20 protein-coding genes are annotated in these 15,674 nt (G+C 63.8%); 12 read left to right on the top strand and 8 right to left on the bottom strand.

All coding sequences use genetic code 11. The features are described 5' to 3' along the window. Window positions 1-42 precede the first annotated feature (42 nt). The 8 genes from J0F90_RS07070 (at window position 43) to J0F90_RS07105 (ending at window position 6,834) form a co-directional block, all read left to right on the top strand. Window positions 43-411 carry a cell envelope integrity TolA C-terminal domain-containing protein gene (locus J0F90_RS07070; RefSeq protein WP_033640956.1) on the top strand — a complete coding sequence of 123 codons (369 nt, stop codon included), beginning with the start codon at window positions 43-45 and terminating at the stop codon, window positions 409-411. Between the two features lie 140 nt (window positions 412-551). Beyond that, the gene (locus tag J0F90_RS07075) at window positions 552-1,028 is read left to right on the top strand and encodes an OsmC family protein (RefSeq protein WP_016928560.1); all 477 of its coding nucleotides are present in this window, start codon (window positions 552-554) and stop codon (window positions 1,026-1,028) included. A gap of 90 nt (window positions 1,029-1,118) precedes the next feature. Beyond that, window positions 1,119-2,177, top strand: coding sequence for a fatty acid desaturase (locus J0F90_RS07080; RefSeq protein ID WP_033640955.1), 1,059 nt, complete (start codon window positions 1,119-1,121; stop codon window positions 2,175-2,177). Between the two features lie 13 nt (window positions 2,178-2,190). Then, window positions 2,191-3,120, top strand: coding sequence for a glycine betaine ABC transporter substrate-binding protein OsmF (gene osmF, locus J0F90_RS07085; RefSeq protein ID WP_016928558.1), 930 nt, complete (start codon window positions 2,191-2,193; stop codon window positions 3,118-3,120). Between the two features lie 61 nt (window positions 3,121-3,181). After that, window positions 3,182-4,342, top strand: a complete 1,161-nt coding sequence (locus tag J0F90_RS07090) for an ABC transporter permease (RefSeq protein ID WP_033640954.1) — start codon at window positions 3,182-3,184, stop codon at window positions 4,340-4,342. After that, entirely contained in the window at window positions 4,339-5,274 is a 936-nt protein-coding gene (locus J0F90_RS07095; protein WP_016928556.1) for an ABC transporter ATP-binding protein, read from the top strand. Before J0F90_RS07090 ends, J0F90_RS07095 begins: the two co-directional genes overlap by 4 nt. Beyond that, on the top strand, window positions 5,271-6,044 hold the full coding sequence (locus J0F90_RS07100) for an ABC transporter permease (protein ID WP_033640953.1): 774 nt from the start codon (window positions 5,271-5,273) through the stop codon (window positions 6,042-6,044). The genes J0F90_RS07095 and J0F90_RS07100 overlap by 4 nt, the downstream gene beginning before the upstream one ends. Window positions 6,045-6,072: 28 nt before the next feature. Continuing rightward, window positions 6,073-6,834, top strand: coding sequence for a phosphate/phosphite/phosphonate ABC transporter substrate-binding protein (locus J0F90_RS07105; RefSeq protein WP_080286928.1), 762 nt, complete (start codon window positions 6,073-6,075; stop codon window positions 6,832-6,834). Between the two features lie 6 nt (window positions 6,835-6,840). Here J0F90_RS07105 and J0F90_RS07110 read toward each other — a convergent pair whose 3' ends face one another. From J0F90_RS07110 to J0F90_RS07120, 3 genes are all read right to left on the bottom strand, one after another. Then, window positions 6,841-7,560, bottom strand: coding sequence for an SDR family oxidoreductase (locus J0F90_RS07110; protein ID WP_033640951.1), 720 nt, complete (start codon window positions 7,558-7,560; stop codon window positions 6,841-6,843). 106 nt (window positions 7,561-7,666) lie between these two features. Then, entirely contained in the window at window positions 7,667-8,047 is a 381-nt protein-coding gene (locus tag J0F90_RS07115) for an HVO_A0114 family putative DNA-binding protein (RefSeq protein WP_004939357.1), read from the bottom strand. Beyond that, a complete protein-coding gene (locus J0F90_RS07120; RefSeq protein WP_004939355.1) occupies window positions 8,047-8,412 on the bottom strand; it encodes a toxin-antitoxin system TumE family protein in 366 nt (121 codons plus the stop codon). Before J0F90_RS07120 ends, J0F90_RS07115 begins: the two co-directional genes overlap by 1 nt. A gap of 98 nt (window positions 8,413-8,510) precedes the next feature. On the opposite strand from J0F90_RS07120, the gene J0F90_RS07125 reads away from it, so the two are divergent. Then, a complete protein-coding gene (locus J0F90_RS07125; protein ID WP_033640950.1) occupies window positions 8,511-9,422 on the top strand; it encodes a LysR family transcriptional regulator in 912 nt (303 codons plus the stop codon). On the opposite strand, the gene J0F90_RS07130 is transcribed toward J0F90_RS07125, so the two are convergent. The 4 genes from J0F90_RS07130 to J0F90_RS07145 all read right to left on the bottom strand — a co-directional run bounded on the left by J0F90_RS07130 (window position 9,410) and on the right by J0F90_RS07145 (window position 12,045). Further along, a complete protein-coding gene (locus J0F90_RS07130) occupies window positions 9,410-9,586 on the bottom strand; it encodes a hypothetical protein (protein ID WP_016928550.1) in 177 nt (58 codons plus the stop codon). The two genes, J0F90_RS07125 and J0F90_RS07130, sit on opposite strands and share 13 nt — an antisense overlap. 103 nt (window positions 9,587-9,689) lie before the next feature. Then, window positions 9,690-10,613 (bottom strand): drug/metabolite exporter YedA, encoded by a 924-nt coding sequence (yedA, locus tag J0F90_RS07135; RefSeq protein WP_033640949.1) that lies wholly within the window; start codon window positions 10,611-10,613, stop codon window positions 9,690-9,692. Between the two features lie 108 nt (window positions 10,614-10,721). Further along, entirely contained in the window at window positions 10,722-11,216 is a 495-nt protein-coding gene (locus J0F90_RS07140) for a DUF2878 domain-containing protein (RefSeq protein ID WP_033640948.1), read from the bottom strand. Between the two features lie 175 nt (window positions 11,217-11,391). After that, complete coding sequence (locus J0F90_RS07145; RefSeq protein WP_028127924.1) at window positions 11,392-12,045, bottom strand: helix-turn-helix transcriptional regulator; 654 nt, start codon at window positions 12,043-12,045, stop codon at window positions 11,392-11,394. Window positions 12,046-12,148: 103 nt separating this feature from the next. Here J0F90_RS07145 and J0F90_RS07150 point away from each other — a divergent pair, with 103 nt between their 5' ends. The 3 genes from J0F90_RS07150 to J0F90_RS07160 all read left to right on the top strand — a co-directional run bounded on the left by J0F90_RS07150 (window position 12,149) and on the right by J0F90_RS07160 (window position 14,827). After that, window positions 12,149-13,603 carry an MFS transporter gene (locus J0F90_RS07150; protein ID WP_033640947.1) on the top strand — a complete coding sequence of 485 codons (1,455 nt, stop codon included), beginning with the start codon at window positions 12,149-12,151 and terminating at the stop codon, window positions 13,601-13,603. A 133-nt stretch (window positions 13,604-13,736) separates the two neighbouring features. After that, a complete protein-coding gene (locus J0F90_RS07155; RefSeq protein ID WP_016928546.1) occupies window positions 13,737-14,306 on the top strand; it encodes a helix-turn-helix domain-containing protein in 570 nt (189 codons plus the stop codon). A gap of 2 nt (window positions 14,307-14,308) precedes the next feature. Continuing rightward, a complete protein-coding gene (locus J0F90_RS07160; RefSeq protein ID WP_033640946.1) occupies window positions 14,309-14,827 on the top strand; it encodes a GNAT family N-acetyltransferase in 519 nt (172 codons plus the stop codon). Between the two features lie 3 nt (window positions 14,828-14,830). Here J0F90_RS07160 and J0F90_RS07165 read toward each other — a convergent pair whose 3' ends face one another. Continuing rightward, window positions 14,831-15,661, bottom strand: a complete 831-nt coding sequence (locus tag J0F90_RS07165; protein ID WP_033640945.1) for a 5'-nucleotidase, lipoprotein e(P4) family — start codon at window positions 15,659-15,661, stop codon at window positions 14,831-14,833. Window positions 15,662-15,674: the final 13 nt, after the last annotated feature.

The following is a 15,674-nucleotide window of genomic DNA, read 5'->3' on the forward strand; positions in this document are numbered from 1 at the left end:
GGCCGCTCGATAAGGATAAATCCCCCAATAAGGACATCGGGAATGAAAAAGACACTAAGCCTGTTGGCGTTGTTGCTGCTGAGCGGCTGCGGCGCCGGGGCCGGCCATCAGACCGGCACCCCGTTGCCGCAGGCCCCGGCACTGGCCGCAACGCAGCTCAGTTACCCGGAGCGGGTGCATAACGCGGTGAGCCGCGAGCTGCGCTCGCCGGAGCGCGCGCGCGGCCAACGCTGCACCATCAGCATACGGCTGCGGCCGGACGGCAAGCTGGCGAGCAGCAAGATCGTGAGGGGCGATGCGCCCCTGTGCGCGGCGGCGAGCGCTGCGGTGCAGCGCGCGCAGTTTCCGCCGATGACCAACGCCACCGAGTACGCGCTGTTCAACGCCGTGGTGCTCGATTTCGTTCCCTAAAGGGATGTGACCGACGGGCCGCTTGCGCGGCCCGTTTTTTCTCGTCTCGCCGTTTGCGTATTCACGCTTTTCCGCCAATAGTGTTTTCCGGGCATGCATTAAGATGATTTTTCATTGGCCGGCCAACGGGAGAAAAAGGCATGAAAGGCGAGCATCATTATCAGGTGGCGGTCACCTGGCAGGGGAATCTGGGGGCAGGCACGGAAGATTACCGCGCCTATGGGCGCGATCACCTGATCGGCGCCGCGGGCAAGGCAGATATCGCCGGCTCAGCCGATCCGGCCTTCCGCGGTGACGCGACGCGCTGGAATCCGGAAGATTTGCTGGTGGCATCGCTCAGCGCCTGTCACAAATTATGGTATCTGCATCTGTGCGCCACCTCGGGGATTTCGGTGCTGGCCTATCAGGACGATGCCGTGGGGGTGATGCGCGAAGACGCCGCGCGCGGCGGCTTTTTTACCTCGGTGACGCTGCGGCCGCAGGTCACAGTGCGCGATGGTGACGATCTGCAGTTGGCGCAACAGCTTCACGAGAAGGCGCATCACCTGTGCTTTATCGCCAACTCGGTGAATTTCCCGGTGGCGTGTGAGCCGCATGCCGCGTACGCAACCCGCTGAATTTTCACTTAGCTTTGCCATTTTCGTTATTTTGAACGTCGTTACGGCTCACGGATACTGGGGGGAAACTCCTCAACCGCGAGCCGCAGCATGTCCCACGCCCACTATTTGCACCCCGAACAACGCGACCGCATCCGGCGGCTTTATCAGCGTTGGCACTGGCGGCTGGAACTGCCCACCTGGGGGATCATGGCGGCAGTGTACGGCGGCTGGTTCGGCGTGGCGCATTATTGGCAGGCGCTGGGTCCATGGCTTGGCGCGCCGCTACTGATCCTGCTGACCACCGGGTATATGTCGCTGCAACACGAGCTGATCCACGGCCATCCGACGCGCTGGCCGCGCGTCAATCAGCTGTTCGGCCTGTTGCCGCTGGCGGTGTGGTATCCCTACGGGCTGTATCGGGATTCGCATCTGCGCCATCACCGCAACGACCACCTGACCGATCCGCATGAAGATCCCGAAAGTTACTACTTCAGCGCCGCGCAGTGGCGGCGTTATCCCCGCCTGCTGCCGCTGTTGGCCGCGGTGCGCAATACGCTGATCGGCCGGGTGCTCCTCGGCCCGGCGCTGGATATCGTCACCACGCTGTTCGGCGCAGTGAAGACGCTTGCAGCGGGCGATCGGCGCGCCTGGGCGATGTGGCTGGCGCACCTGTCGCTGTTGGCGCTGCTGCTGTACTGGCTGCAGATGCAGGGCATCGGCGCGGCGTTTTACCTGTTGGCCATCAGCTACCCGGCGCTGGCGCTGACCAAGGTAAGATCGTTTTTTGAGCATCGCGCCGTGGACGCACCGCAGGCACGTTCTATTATTAATGAGGCGGGCTGGCCGTGGCGGCTGCTGTTTCTCAATCTGAACTACCATTTAGTGCATCACGATTTGCCCGGCCTGCCCTGGTATGGCCTGCGCGAAGTCTACCTGGCGGAACGCGAGGCGTATCAGCGCCGCAGCCAGGGATTCGTCGCGCAGGGTTATGGCGAGTGGCTACGCGATTACGCGCTGACGCCGATCGACGTCGGCGTGCATCCGCTGAGCGCCGGCGAACGGCGGGAGGAACGCGATGTCCTGCCGAAGAAAAAACTTATTGCGCGCTGGAAGCGTGTTTCTCAGGATTTTCCAACCGAACTGGCCCATGAGCCGGAAAACATATAACCAGAGGAAAAGTATGGCAATCACCTTATCACGCGGACGTTCCTTTGCCGTCGCCCTGGCTCTGCTGGCCGCCAGCGGTCTGGCGCAGGCGGCCGACTCGGTGCGCGTCGGCTCCAAGATCGATACCGAAGGTTCGCTGCTCGGCAACATCATCGTGCAGGTGCTGGAAGCCAACGGCATTAAAACCACCAACAAGCTGCAGCTCGGCACCACCAAGGTGCTGCGCGGCGCCATCACCTCCGGCGAGATCGACATCTACCCGGAATACACCGGCAACGGCGCATTTTTCTTCTCCGATGAGAAAGATCCGGCGTGGAAGAACGCCCAGGCCGGCTTCGAGAAGGTGAAGCAGCTCGATTACGACAAAAACAAAATCGTCTGGTTGGACGCCGCGCCGGCCAACAATACCTGGACCATCGCCATTCGTCAGGACGTGGCGGACGCCAACCATCTCAAAACGCTGGCGGATCTCGGCAAGTGGATCAACGGCGGCGGCAAGTTCAAGCTGGCGGCCTCGGCGGAATTTATCGAACGGCCGGATGCGCTGCCGGCGTTCCAGAACGCCTACGGCTTCAAACTGAATCAGGATCAGCTGCTGTCCCTGGCCGGCGGCGACACGGCGGTGACCATCAAGGCGGCGGCGGAGCAGACCTCCGGCGTCAATGCGGCGATGGCCTACGGCACCGATGGCCCGGTGGCGGCGCTGGGGCTGCAGACGCTGGCGGACCCGAAAGGCGTACAGCCGATCTACGCGCCGGCGCCGATCGTGCGCGAAGCGGCGCTGAAGGCGCACGCCAATCTGCCTGAGCTGCTGAAGCCGGTATTCGCCTCGCTGGACGGGCCGACGCTGCAAAAACTCAACGCGCAGATCGCCGTGGAAGGCCAGGACGCCAAACAGGTGGCGGCCGCTTACCTGAAAGAGAAAGGGTTTGTTAAGGGATAATGCCGAGGTGCCCCCTTTGCCGTCGGGAGAGGGGGTAAACCGAGGGAGCCGGAGCGTTTCTTTGACTATCGCCGTAAAACATCGCGTCTTGTTGACGCTGTTCATGCTGTTGCTGCTGGCCGCCTTCGGCCTGCCGTTCCTCAGTTATGCCCCCAATCGTCTGCTGTCGGGTAAAAGCCTGTCCTTATTCTCCCTGCTGCACGGCCCGGCGCTGTGGCTGCTGTTGCCGCTGGCGGCGTTGGCGATCCTCAGCCTGTTGCCGCCGACGCGGGGACGGGCGCTGCTGACGGCGCTGGCCGCCTGCGGGGTGCTGACGCTGGCGTTCTGGATCAGTGGGCAGGCCGCCGGGCGTCTGGCGCAGGAGGGATCGCGCCTGGCGCGCACCTCCTGGGGCAGCGGCTGCTGGCTGACGATGGCGCTGAGCCTGCTGATCGCCGCCGACGCCATGACGCGCCTCACCGCGTCGCATCTGCGGCGGATGCTGGGCAACGCGCTGGTGCTGGTGCCGCCGGCGCTGCTGCTGTTCGGCCATCAGCTCGATCAGCTGTCGCTGCTGAAGGAGTACCATAATCGGCAGGAGGTGTTTGACGCCGCGTTGTTGCAGCACCTGACCATTCTGCTGGCGACGATGGCCCCGGCGCTGGCGATCGGCGTGCCGCTCGGGGTGCTGTGCTTTCGTTCCGAACGCTGGCAGCGGCCGATTTTCTCCGCGCTGAACATTATCCAGACTGTGCCGTCCATCGCGCTGTTCGGCCTGCTGATCGCGCCGCTGGCGGGGCTGGCGACGGCGGTGCCCTGGCTGGCGGAGCACGGCGTCAGCGGTATCGGCATGGCGCCGGCGATCGTGGCGCTGGTGCTGTACGCGCTGTTGCCGCTGGTGCGCAGCGTGGTGGCGGGGCTGCAAAGTGTGCCGGCCGGCGTGATTGAGTCCGCCACCGGCATGGGGTTGACGCGCGGGCAGATCTTCCTGCGCGTGCAGCTGCCGTTGGCGCTGCCGCTATTCCTGACCGGCGTGCGCATTCTGGCGGTGCAGACCGTCGGCATGGCGGTGGTAGCGGCGCTGATCGGCGCCGGCGGTTTTGGCGCCATCGTTTTTCAGGGGCTGCTCAGCAGCGCGCTGGATCTGGTTCTGCTGGGGGTGATCCCGGTGGTCATGATGGCGGTCATCGTCGATTCGCTGTTTAAATTTTGGGTTTCAATCCTGGACGTATCGCGCCGATGATTCACTTTGAGCAAGTCAGTAAAATTTTTCAGGGCAAGCCGGCGGTCGACGATCTCACGCTGCACATCGCCGAGGGTGAATTCACCGTGTTGATCGGCACCTCGGGTTCCGGCAAGTCCACGACGTTAAAAATGATCAATCGCCTGATCGAACACGATCGGGGCAAGATCCTCTTTGCCGGCGAAGAGATCCAGTCGTTCAAACCGCAGGATCTGCGGCGGCGCATGGGCTATGCGATCCAATCGATCGGTCTGTTCCCGCACTGGACGGTGGAGGAGAACATCGCCACCGTGCCGCAGCTGCTGAAATGGCCGCGCGCGCGCATTCGCGATCGGGTTACCGAACTGTTGGAGCTGCTGCATCTGGAGCCGGATCTGTTTCGCCGCCGCTATCCGCACCAGCTGTCCGGCGGGCAGCAGCAGCGGGTGGGGGTGGCGCGCGCGCTGGCTGCCGATCCCGAGGTGTTGCTGATGGACGAACCGTTCGGCGCGCTGGATCCGGTCACCCGAGCGGCGCTGCAGGCGGAGATCGCGCGCATCCATCAGCTCTCCGGCCGCACCATTGTGCTGGTGACGCACGATATCGACGAGGCGTTGGGCCTGGCGGATCGCCTGGTGTTGCTCGATCAGGGGCGGGTGGTGCAACAGGGCACGCCGCTGACGCTGTTGACTGCACCGGCCAACGACTTCGTGCGCGATTTCTTCGGGCGCAGCGATCGCGGCATCAAGCTGCTGTCGCTGGGTACGGTGGCGGAGCGGGTGCGGCCCGGCGTCGCCGGGGGCGAGCCGATCGCCGCCGCCATGAGTCTGCGCGAGGCGCTGTCGGTGTTTGTGGCGCGCGGCAGCGACTGCCTGCCGGTGGTGGATGAACGGGGCGAAGCGTTGGGGGTGTTGCATTTCAACGATCTGATCGCCGGGCAGGCGCTATCATGAGCGGGCGCATCGGGCGCCTGCTGCGCGATCCGTTGCCCTGGACGCTGGCGCTGCTGTTGGCGCTGGTGTTCGGCATGGATCATCTGCGCGGCTTGTTCGCCGCCTGGTTCCCCGATCTGGAGCGGCCCATTTATCAGCAGGACAGCTTTATCGCGCTGGTGGGGGCGCACCTGTCGCTGGTGGCGATCTCCAGCCTGATCGCGGTGGCGATCGGCGTGGCGGCGGGCGTGGCTGTGACCCGACGCAGCGGCCGGGAATTTCGTTCGCTGGTGGAAACGGTGGTGGCGGTGGGGCAGACCTTCCCGCCGGTGGCGGTGTTGGCGGTGGCGGTGCCGGTGATGGGCTTCAGCGAACAGCCGGCGATCATCGCGCTGGTGCTGTACGGCCTGCTGCCGATCCTGCAGGGCACGCTGGCGGGCATCGAATCGGTGCCGCCCTCCACGCGCGAGATCGCCCGCGGCGTGGGGATGAGCGCCTGGCAAATTCTGTGGCGGGTTGAACTGCCGCTGGCGGCGCCGGTGATCGTCGCCGGGATCCGCACCTCGGTGATCATCAACATCGGCACGGCGGCCATCGCTTCCACCGTTGGCACCAAGACGCTCGGCTCGCCGATCATCATCGGCCTGAGTGGGTTTAACACCGCCTATGTGATCCAGGGCGCGGCGGTGGTGGCGCTGTTGGCTATTATCACCGATATGCTGTTCGAACGTTGGGTGCGTTATCTCACCGCCTGGCGTCAGCAGACGCTGGCGGCCACTTCGGCGGGGTAAGGGGGAAATGATGCAGGTGTCTCTACCGATGTACGGCGTTGGCCGGGAGCAGGCCGAATCCTTCTGGCAGGTGTTGCGCGACAAGCTGCTGCGGCTGGGGTTGCCGGCGGCGCCGGAACGGCTCAGCTGGCCGGACGATCTGGCGCAGCACTGGCGGCGCGACGATCTGCTGCTCAGCCAAACCTGCGGTTATCCGTTGGTCAGCACCTTGCCGCAGGTGCAGCTAATCGGCACCTACCACTACCGGGTGGAAGGGTGCGACGGGCCGAATTACCGCAGCTGGCTGGTGGTGCGCGCGGACGATCCCGGCGAGCGGCTGGCGGATTTTCGCGGCCGAACGGCGGCGTATAACAGCACCGATTCCCAGTCCGGCTACAACGGCCTGCGCGCGCTGATCGCGCCGCTGGCGCAGGACGGGAAATTCTTCGGGGCGGCTATCGCCTCCGGCGCGCATTATCAGTCACTGAAGCTGATCCGCAGCGGGCAGGCGGATATCGCCGCCATCGATTCGATCAGCATGGAACTGCTGCGCCGCGCGCAGCCACAGGCGCTGGAGGGGCTGAAAATCATCGGCCGCACGGCGGCGGTGCCGGGCCTGCCGTTGATCACCGCAGCCGGCACGCCGCCGGAACAGGTGGAAATCCTGCGCGCCGGCGCCCGAGCGATGCTGGATGAGGCGGTCAGCGACCGCCTGCTGATCGGCGATTTCAGCCTGGTGCCGCGTTCGGCCTACCAGATTATCACCGTGCTGGAACAGCAGGCCGCCGCGCAGGGCGTGACGGCGCTCTAGCCGCCGTTACAGCAGGCCGCCGCCGTCGATGTCGATCACGCTGCCGGTGACGAAGCCGTTCTCCATCGCCAGCAGATAACCCGCCGCGACGTCGGCCGCCTGGCCGACCCTGCCGACCGGCAGGCTGACGCTTACGCGCTCGAACAGCGCCTGACGCTGTGCGGCGCTCATGCCGTCGTAGGCTTCGGTGGCGGTGATGCCGGGGCTGACCACGTTCACCCGCCGCGGCGCCAACTCCTTCGCCAGCTGTTTGCCGACCGCTTCCAGCGCGGCGTTGATGGCGGTTTTGACCAACTGACCGTTGAGGTATTTACGCGACAGCTGGCCGGAGGTCAGGGTGATCGAGCCCTGCGGCCCCAGCGTCGGCAGCGCGGCCTGCACCGCGCGCAAGCTGCCCCAGAATTTGACGTTGAAGTCGGCCTGCGCCTGCTCAAAAGCAGTCTCCGCCAGCGGCTTCGCGTCCACCAACGGCCCGGCGGTGATCACCAGATGGTCGAAAGCGCCGACGGCGGCAAACAGCGCATGCAGCGACGCTTCATCGGTCAGATCGACCTGCATCAGATGCAGCGCGTCGTTTTTCTCCCCGGCATGGGGAAGGCGGCGCGAAGCCAGCACCACTTCAGCGCCGCGCGCCGCCGCCGCGTAGGCCACCGCGGCGCCAATGCCGCTGGTGCCGCCCAAGATCACCAGTTTTTTTTGTTTCAGGGGGGAGTCAGGAATCGTCATGTTAAGGCCTCTTTTTAGGTAAGTTTCAACGGGATCTATCTTTCCTGATTGAAAATCACCTAACAATCGGCCTTACTGATAAACACTTATTAATAAATATTAAAGATCATGCCGCGCTAAAGCGGGCGTTTAGCTTCTGATCCACGATGATTTCGAAATCGGTAAACAGCGCTCGGGGTTTCACTGAACGCCCCTGTTTTTCCAGTGCCACCAGGCCGTGCCCGCTCAGTGTTTTCAGCGTGGTGGACAGATTGCTGACCTGGCGCCCCGACAGTTCGGCCAACTGGCTGATGGTCTCGGGGCGGGCAGTGTCGATCAGACGCAGCAGGGCAATATTCTCGTTGCTGAGCACTTGGGCCAGCGCAATCATCGACGTAAACCACACTTTGGGCTCACGTTCCTGTGGCTGGTATTCCCCTTTTGCGATCGCCAGTGTGCGTTTGCGAATCAGTTCTTCAGGCATCACGCCAATCAGTGCTTTCATCATCAACCTCGGTTTTCTCTCTTGCGTATGACTTCGTCTATCCGGGTAAAAAAATCTTCCACCAACTGATAGGCGGAATGAAACTCGTAGGGTGAACCTTTGTCCGTCGGGGAGTCATGTTGGTGATCGTAAACGACGCGGCCTGAAAATTTACCTTTGCGGGGTGTTTTAATGGCATGCGCGTTATCTATGCCAAAAACCCGGGTATTGTGGTTATCATGCAAGGTTAAATTGTAACGGATGCCGTGAGGGATAAAGGCCGTTTGGGTCACCGTCCAAGCCTCGATTTTCCACCAATAGCCATCCTCACGATTGACCCGCGTGCCATGCAGGCTAAGGATGTAGTCCAGTCCGTTGTGTTCATCCATTGATCAAAGCTCCATTAATTATGATCTAATCATAACTATTGGGCGTTTTATCGTCAATCCGATACGCCGTGAATCCGGCTCTCTAAGAAGGGAAATACATGACCTCATTTGTCGATCTCGAGGTGTTTGTCCGCACGGTGGACGGCGGCAGTTTTTCCGCCGCGGCGCGCGCGCTGGATATGACGCCGGCGGCGGCCAGCATCGCGGTGAAAAGGCTGGAGCAGCAGTTGGGCGCGCGGCTGTTGGTGCGTTCCACCCGCAGCCTGAGGTTAACGGAGGAGGGGGCTCGCTATCTCGACAGCGCGCGCCTGGCGCTGGGCGCGTTAGCCGAAGGAGAGCAGGCGATCCGCGAGAAGCATCAGGGGCTGTCCGGGGTGCTGCAGATTTCCGCGCCGTCGGATTTTGGCCGCAATTTGCTGCTCGGCTGGCTGGATGAGTTCCGCTTGCAGCATCCGCATATTCAGCTGCAGCTTCTGATCAACGATCGGCAGGCCGACCTGTTCCGCGAACCGGTGGACGTGGCGTTGCGCTTCGGGCCGCTGGCCGACTCTTCGCTGGTGGCGCTGCCGATCTTGCCGCAGCATCGGCGGTTGATCTGCGCCAGCCCGGATTACCTGCGGCGGCACGGCGCGCCGCAAACGCCGGCCGATCTGGTTCGGCACAGCATTCTGGTGTATCAACCCAGCGGCAAACGGCAGGTGGAATGGCGGCTGTGGCGCGGTGAGGAGCTGGTCGAGCTGCCGCTGAACGGCAGCTATTTTACCGATGACGGGGAGGTAGCGCGGCGCTGGGCGCTGGCCGGGCACGGCGTGGTGCGCAAGTCGGCGATCGACGTGGCGGCGGATATTCGCGCCGGGCGGTTGGTGCAGCTGTTGCCGGAATGGCGCAGCGACGCGGTGCCGATCAATCTGGTCTGCCCGCATCGTTCGCAGGTGTCGGAGCGCGTCAGGCAGCTGCAGCGCTTTTTACAGCAGCGCTGCCAGCGCTGGATGGACGATCACTTGGCCTGAAGGGTTTCGGTTTGCGCCGGCGTAGCGGCGGCATCCCCGGCAGGCGCGCTTTCTTCGTGCGGGGTGGTGGAACGGGTGTAGATGTTCAGCCCGGCGAGGAATACGCCGCCCAGAGAACCGAAGGCGCACAGGGCGATGACGATGACGAACGCTTTTTTCAGCATAGGAATAATTTCGCAGGTTGCTTGGAACAGCGGGAATTATAGCCCCTTCGCCGGGTGAAACAAGAATCGTTTTTAACGGCGGCCCGCAGACCGCCCTTTGTGATCATCGCCGTTCGCAGTCGATGGCCTGCACGTTGGCCGGACGGGCGAACAGGTATTTTCCCAGCGTCACCAGCACCACCGCCGCCACGATGATCACCAGCGCCAGCCACTCGCGCGGCGCCAGCGATTCGCCGGCAAAACCGATGCCGAGCAGCACCGCCACCACCGGGTTGACGTAGGCGTAGCTGGTGGCGACCGCCGGGCGCACGTTCTTCAACAAGAACATATAGGCGCTGATCGCCAGCATCGAACCAAAGACGATCAGATAGCCCAGCGCCAGAAAGCCGCCGGTGCTCGGCATCTGAGTGAGGCGCTCGCCGCTCAGCTGGCTGGCTGCCAATAACGCCACGCCGGCGACCAGCATCTCCGCCGCGCCGGCCATCGGCCCGGCCGGCAGCGAGATGCGCGATCCCAAGACCGACCCAAAGGCCCAGCTGGCCGACGCCAGCAAAATCAGCAGCGCGCCGGTCGGGTTGCCCACCAGGTTGTTGCCGGTGTTGAGCAGCACGATGCCCACCAATCCGAGCGCGATGCCGGCCCATTCCAGTTTGGTGTTGCGCATGCCCCACAGCAGGCTGAAGCAGAGGGTGAACAGCGGCACCGTCGCCACCATCACCGCGGCGATGCCGGACGGCACCTGTTGGTGTTCCGCCACCGTCACCAGGCCGTTGCCCACCGCCAGCAGCAGAATGCCGATGGCGCCGGCGGCCAGCCACTGCTTCAGCGTCGGCAGCGCGTGGCCGCGCCAGGCCAGGAAACTGAACAGCACGATACCGGCGATCAGAAAACGAATGCCGGCCATCATCAGCGGCGGCCACTGCGCGACGCCGAGGCGAATGACGAAATAGGTGGAACCCCAAACGATATATAACGTGAACAACGCCCCGATCAACGGCAGGACGCTACGGCTTTGTTGGCTAAGCATAGGATTGTATTTTGCGGGAATGATTATTATTAGAACGCTCAGTAAACCCGATCGGGCAACCGATAAGCAATGGCCTTCGGCATTATTTTTCCGGCGGCTGAAAGCCGTTCAATGGCCTTGCTGTTTCCACTGCAGCCAGCTGACGGCCGGCAGGTAAATCGACCAGCCGATGGCCAGCAGCAGCAGCATGAACTCGGGCGGCACGCCGGGCAACAAGGCGTCCAGCTTCCAGGACACGGCGTAGGCGAAGGGGCCGACGGCGGCGCCCAACACCGCCAGCGGCCAGGGGGCCGCTCTGACGACGTCCAGCAACCAATACCACCAGCAGCCGAAGCCGATCCACAGCGCGATGCTCCAGAGCGGCAGGCCGTGTTGCCCGCTGTAGTGCAGCACGCCGCTGTAGCTCCACAGCCCATCCATGCCGATACCGCCCAGGGCGGCCAGGGCCGCGCCTTTGCGGCGGGCGGCAGGGGTAAAGATCAGCGCCAGCGCCGCGCCGGCCAGCAGTATGCCGTTGAGCCGATCGCGAGTCAGCAGCGCCAGCAGCCAGCAAACGCCCAGTCCCAGCGTCGCCAGCCAGAATCCGGCATGCGGCTTCTTCATCGTTCAACTCCCGTGGGGTTACTCTGCCGCTGCGCTAAGCGCCGACGGATTTGCCAGAGCGGGCGTGAGGCCCGCTGTTTGCCTGAATGTTCGTTAGTTCAACCTTAGAAGGGAAGGTGCGGGGTGCACAAGCAGAATAATCTGTACCGGTTGAAAACGTGGGCAAAAACCGGTGTTACAGGCGGGAAATCCGGTAGGCGCAGCGGCGCGAGCCGGCCAAAATGTGTTCGGCGCGCTCCACCTGCGCCTGCAGCACTTCGGTGAAGATGCTTAATTCCGCCCGGCAGAAGCCCTGGCAGACGGTGGCGGCGGCGCAGATCGGGCAGTGGTTTTCCACCAGCAGATAGGAACCGTCCTCCTCCTGGCGCCATTCGGCCATATACCCTTCGCGGCAGCGGATCTCGGTCAGGCGCGCCACGCGTTCGCGCAGTTCGGTGGCGCCGATCATCGCCTGCTTGTAGTTGATGCGGTTTTCCTGCTCGCGGCTCTCGATCAGCACGTCGATCGCCTGTTCGCCCAGCTTGTCGCGCACGGTGCGCAGCAGCTGCACCGTCAGATCCGCATGGGTATCGGGAAAGCGCGCGTTGCCGGCCGAGGTCAAATGCCACAACTGCACCGGGCGGCCCACGCCGCGCGTTTCCGCCACCGCTTCGACCAACCCCTCTTTCGCCAGCTTGACGAACTGCTGGCGGGCCGCCTCACCGGTGGTGCCGAGCACCTTTCCTGCGTCAGAAGCTAGCTGCGGGCCGCGGGTTTTCAATAACGTCAGCAAGCGGTCACTGACCGATTGTGCGGTGCCGCCGCTATTTTCCAAGTTTATTCTTGACATATTTCTCCGCCTCGCCCTAACTTATTCCAAGATAACTCTTGTTAAATTTAACGCAATCTTATGACCAACTCAATGCCATTCCTCTGAAAACAGGACGACAACCGTGATAACCCATGACGATAGCCGCTGGAGCGACCTTTTCTCCGGCAAAAATGCGGCCAGTGCGATCGCGCTTTCGCTCGGCGTGGCGCTGCATGCCATCAATATTCTGGTCGCCACCACCATTCTGCCCTCGGTGGTGCAGGATATCGGCGGGCTGGATCTCTATGCCTGGAACACCACGCTGTTCGTGGTGGCGTCGATCCTCGGCTCCGCGCTGTCGGCCCGGTTGCTCAGCGGCTATGGCGCACGCAGCGCCTATCTGGTGGCTTCGCTGTTCTTTATCGCCGGGGCGGCGCTGTGCGCGCTGGCGCCGAGCATGCCGGTGATGCTGATCGGCCGCACGGTGCAGGGCTTCGGCGGCGGGCTGATCTTTGCGCTCTCCTACGCGATGATCAACCTGGTGTTCGAGCAGCGATTGTGGCCGCGCGCCATGGCGCTTATCTCGGCGATGTGGGGCATCGCCACCCTGGTGGGGCCGGCGGTGGGCGGCATTTTCGCCGAGCTGCACGCCTGGCGTTGGGCCTTCGGCATTCTGCTGCCGATCATGGCGCTGTACGCTGCGTTTACCTTCCTGATCCTGCCCAAGGGCAAGGCGCAGCAGGCGGCCGCGCCGTTGCCGACTGCGCAACTGCTGTTGCTGACCGTGGCGGTGCTGGTGGTGTCCGCCGGCAGCCTGGCGCACAGCGCCTGGATCAACCTGGCGGGCATCGCGCTTTCGCTGGTGCTGATGGCCTGGCTGATGAAGCGTGAAGCGCACGCGCGCGCCCGCCTGTTGCCGCATGGCGCATTGCGGCGCGGCTCATCGCTGGCGGCGTTGTACATCACGACCGCGTTGCTGGTGATCGGCATGACCAGCGAAATCTTCGTGCCCTATTTCCTGCAGCTGCTGCACGGTCAGTCGCCGCTGATCTCCGGCTATATCGCCGCCGCCATGGCCGCCGGCTGGACGCTGTCCGAGATCCTCAGCTCCGGCTGGCGTGGGGCGGGCATTCGCCGGGCGATCGTCAGCGGGCCGCTGTTTGTGCTGGTAGGCCTGCTGGCGCTGGCGATCCTGATGCCGACGCCGTCCGGCGGCCACTGGCAGGCGCTGGCGCCGATCGTCATTGCGCTATTGCTGGTGGGATTCGGCATCGGCTTCGGTTGGCCGCACCTGCTGACGCGCATTTTGCAGGTGGCGCCTGAAGCGGACAAAGATATCGCCGGCGCTTCAATTACCACGGTGCAGCTGTTCGCCACCGCATTCGGCGCGGCGCTGGCTGGGATGATCGTCAATCTGGCGGGGCTGAACGATCCGGGCGGCGCGACGGGCGCGGCATCGGCGGCGCGTTGGCTGTTCCTGGCGTTCGCGCTGGCGCCGCTGCTGGCGGTATTCAGCGCCTGGCGCTGCGCGGCGATCGCGCCGCCGGGGGCCGAAACGGGAAATTTTGTACAAACCCCGCCCTCGCGCGAGAGCTAGAACGCTTCTCCTCACCTGGTGATGTTCGCGGTGATCCAGGCGTTATTCCTGCGCGACATTTTAAAATCCGCTTGCTATATCTCTAATTTGAGATTATTTCTCTTATATGGGATTTTTAAGCGGAGTATGAACGATGGATAACGGTTTGGAGACTGCCGACCTGAGGTTGGCGCAGCGGCTGGCGGATTTGCGCCAGCAGCGGGCGTGGTCGCTGGAGGAGTTGGCGCAGCGCACCGGCCTTAGCCGGGCGACGCTCTCGCGGGTGGAGCGCGCCGAGACCAGCCCGACGGCATCGTTGCTGAACCGGCTGTGCGCCGCCTACGGGTTAACCATGTCGCGCCTGTTGAGCGAAATCGAAGACGAACCGCCGGAGCTGCTGCGGCCGCCGCAACAACCGGTGTGGGTCGATCGCGCCAGCGGTTTTCACCGTCGCTCCGTTTCCCCGCCTGCCGCGCTGTATAAGGCCGAGTTTATCGAAGCCCGGCTTGATGCCGGCGCGCAGATCGATTACGACCTGCCGTCGATTCCGGCGCTGGAACATCACCTTTGGTTGCTGTCCGGGCAGTTGGAATTGACCCTGGAAGGGCGCGTTTTCCGGCTGTCGGCCGGCGACTGCCTGCGCTACCGCCTGTTCGGCGCCTCCCGTTTCCATGTCCCCGGCGATGAGCCGGCCCATTACACCCTCGTTATCTGCAGGCCATAGCCATGATTGAATTGCAACAGTGGGACGCCGACGCGGCGCAAAGCGCCATTGCCGACTTGGCCGAGATGCTGCACGCCAGCGTGGCGCACGGCGCCAGCATCGGTTTTGTCATGCCCTTTACGCAGGAACAGGCGCAGGCATTTTGGCAGGGGTTGCTGCCGGCCATCGCGCGGGGAGAGCGTGCGATGCTGGTGGCGCTCGCGAACGGCCGGCCGGTCGGCACCGTGCAGCTGTTACTGGCGATGCCGGACAACGGCCGCCACCGCGCGGAAGTGGTCAAGCTGATGGTGCACCCGCAGGCGCGGCGGCAGGGCGTCGCCCGGTTGTTGATGCAGGAAGTGCAGGCGCTGGCGGCGCGTCATTGCCGCAGCCTGTTGGTGCTGGATACTCTGAGCGGCAGCGCGGCGCAGGGGCTGTACCGTCAACTGGGGTTCGAGGCGGCGGGCGACATCCCGCAATACGCCCGCGCCAGCGACGGCGGGGCGTTGGAGGCCACCTGCTATATGTACAAACTGCTGTGAGGCTTAGCGCCCGCGCCAGGCCTTGATCGCCTGTTGGCGCACCTGCAGCTTCTGTTGCGGCGTCAGCTTGTTGTAGTCGCGAGCCAGGCCGCTTTCCCAATCGCCGTACAGCGGGTTGGGCAGCACGATGAATTCGGTGCCGAACTTGCCCTGATTCTCGCTGACGAACGCCCGGCGCTGCGCATTGTCCTGGTGGTAAGTCGCGGCGCCGAAGTCGTTCAGGTTGTCGCCTGCGTACACCACGATGTCATAGCCGGCTTGTTTGATGGCGTCGAAGCGCGCCTGCTTATTGGAGGTATCGGTGCTGAGCAGCACGGTTTTTTCCGACATGCCGGTGAATCCGAGTTTCTGCATGTTGGCCACCGTGGCGGCGTATTCGCTCTGCTTGCGGTTCGAGACGTAGAACATCGTCCCCTGGTGGGCGTTAACGTAGCGGGCAAACGACACTGCGCCCGGCACCGCGCCGGCCTGTTCGGCCTGCGTCCATTGGGCCCAGGTGGCGCCGTCGTACGGCTGGCCGTGCTGCGCCTGCCAGCCGGAGTAGGCGCTGTTGTCCAACAGGGTTTCATCCAGATCGACCACCACCGCCTTTTTGCGGCCCGACGCGGTCTTGGCCTGATCGAAGGCGCGTTGCGCGCTGTTGAACGCCTGATGCGCCAGCGCCTGGTATTCGCCGGACTGTTGGAACCAGTTCACCGCCAGCACCGACTGATCCGCCAGCCGCTGCTGGGCCTGGGCGTCGGTGTGCGGCGGCTGCGCACAACCGGCCAACGTCAGCAGCGCGACGCCAACCGCCGCGCCGAGGGTGAGTTTCCTTGCCTGTTTTCCTGCCATTGTTATCTCTCTC

It is taken from the genome of Serratia marcescens subsp. marcescens ATCC 13880 (genome assembly GCF_017299535.1).
In the GTDB taxonomy this organism is placed as follows: domain Bacteria; phylum Pseudomonadota; class Gammaproteobacteria; order Enterobacterales; family Enterobacteriaceae; genus Serratia; species Serratia marcescens.

Coding starts and splice junctions, on each gene's coding strand:
- J0F90_RS07070 (WP_033640956.1), top strand. CDS start 43: ATGAAAAAGACACTAAGCCTGTTGGCGTTGTTGCTGCTGAGCGGCTGC.
- J0F90_RS07075 (WP_016928560.1), top strand. CDS start 552: ATGAAAGGCGAGCATCATTATCAGGTGGCGGTCACCTGGCAGGGGAAT.
- J0F90_RS07080 (WP_033640955.1), top strand. CDS start 1,119: ATGTCCCACGCCCACTATTTGCACCCCGAACAACGCGACCGCATCCGG.
- osmF (WP_016928558.1), top strand. CDS start 2,191: ATGGCAATCACCTTATCACGCGGACGTTCCTTTGCCGTCGCCCTGGCT.
- J0F90_RS07095 (WP_016928556.1), top strand. CDS start 4,339: ATGATTCACTTTGAGCAAGTCAGTAAAATTTTTCAGGGCAAGCCGGCG.
- J0F90_RS07100 (WP_033640953.1), top strand. CDS start 5,271: ATGAGCGGGCGCATCGGGCGCCTGCTGCGCGATCCGTTGCCCTGGACG.
- J0F90_RS07105 (WP_080286928.1), top strand. CDS start 6,073: ATGTACGGCGTTGGCCGGGAGCAGGCCGAATCCTTCTGGCAGGTGTTG.
- J0F90_RS07110 (WP_033640951.1), bottom strand. CDS start 7,560: ATGACGATTCCTGACTCCCCCCTGAAACAAAAAAAACTGGTGATCTTG.
- J0F90_RS07115 (WP_004939357.1), bottom strand. CDS start 8,047: ATGATGAAAGCACTGATTGGCGTGATGCCTGAAGAACTGATTCGCAAA.
- J0F90_RS07120 (WP_004939355.1), bottom strand. CDS start 8,412: ATGGATGAACACAACGGACTGGACTACATCCTTAGCCTGCATGGCACG.
- J0F90_RS07125 (WP_033640950.1), top strand. CDS start 8,511: ATGACCTCATTTGTCGATCTCGAGGTGTTTGTCCGCACGGTGGACGGC.
- J0F90_RS07130 (WP_016928550.1), bottom strand. CDS start 9,586: ATGCTGAAAAAAGCGTTCGTCATCGTCATCGCCCTGTGCGCCTTCGGT.
- yedA (WP_033640949.1), bottom strand. CDS start 10,613: ATGCTTAGCCAACAAAGCCGTAGCGTCCTGCCGTTGATCGGGGCGTTG.
- J0F90_RS07140 (WP_033640948.1), bottom strand. CDS start 11,216: ATGAAGAAGCCGCATGCCGGATTCTGGCTGGCGACGCTGGGACTGGGC.
- J0F90_RS07145 (WP_028127924.1), bottom strand. CDS start 12,045: ATGTCAAGAATAAACTTGGAAAATAGCGGCGGCACCGCACAATCGGTC.
- J0F90_RS07155 (WP_016928546.1), top strand. CDS start 13,737: ATGGATAACGGTTTGGAGACTGCCGACCTGAGGTTGGCGCAGCGGCTG.
- J0F90_RS07160 (WP_033640946.1), top strand. CDS start 14,309: ATGATTGAATTGCAACAGTGGGACGCCGACGCGGCGCAAAGCGCCATT.
- J0F90_RS07165 (WP_033640945.1), bottom strand. CDS start 15,661: ATGGCAGGAAAACAGGCAAGGAAACTCACCCTCGGCGCGGCGGTTGGC.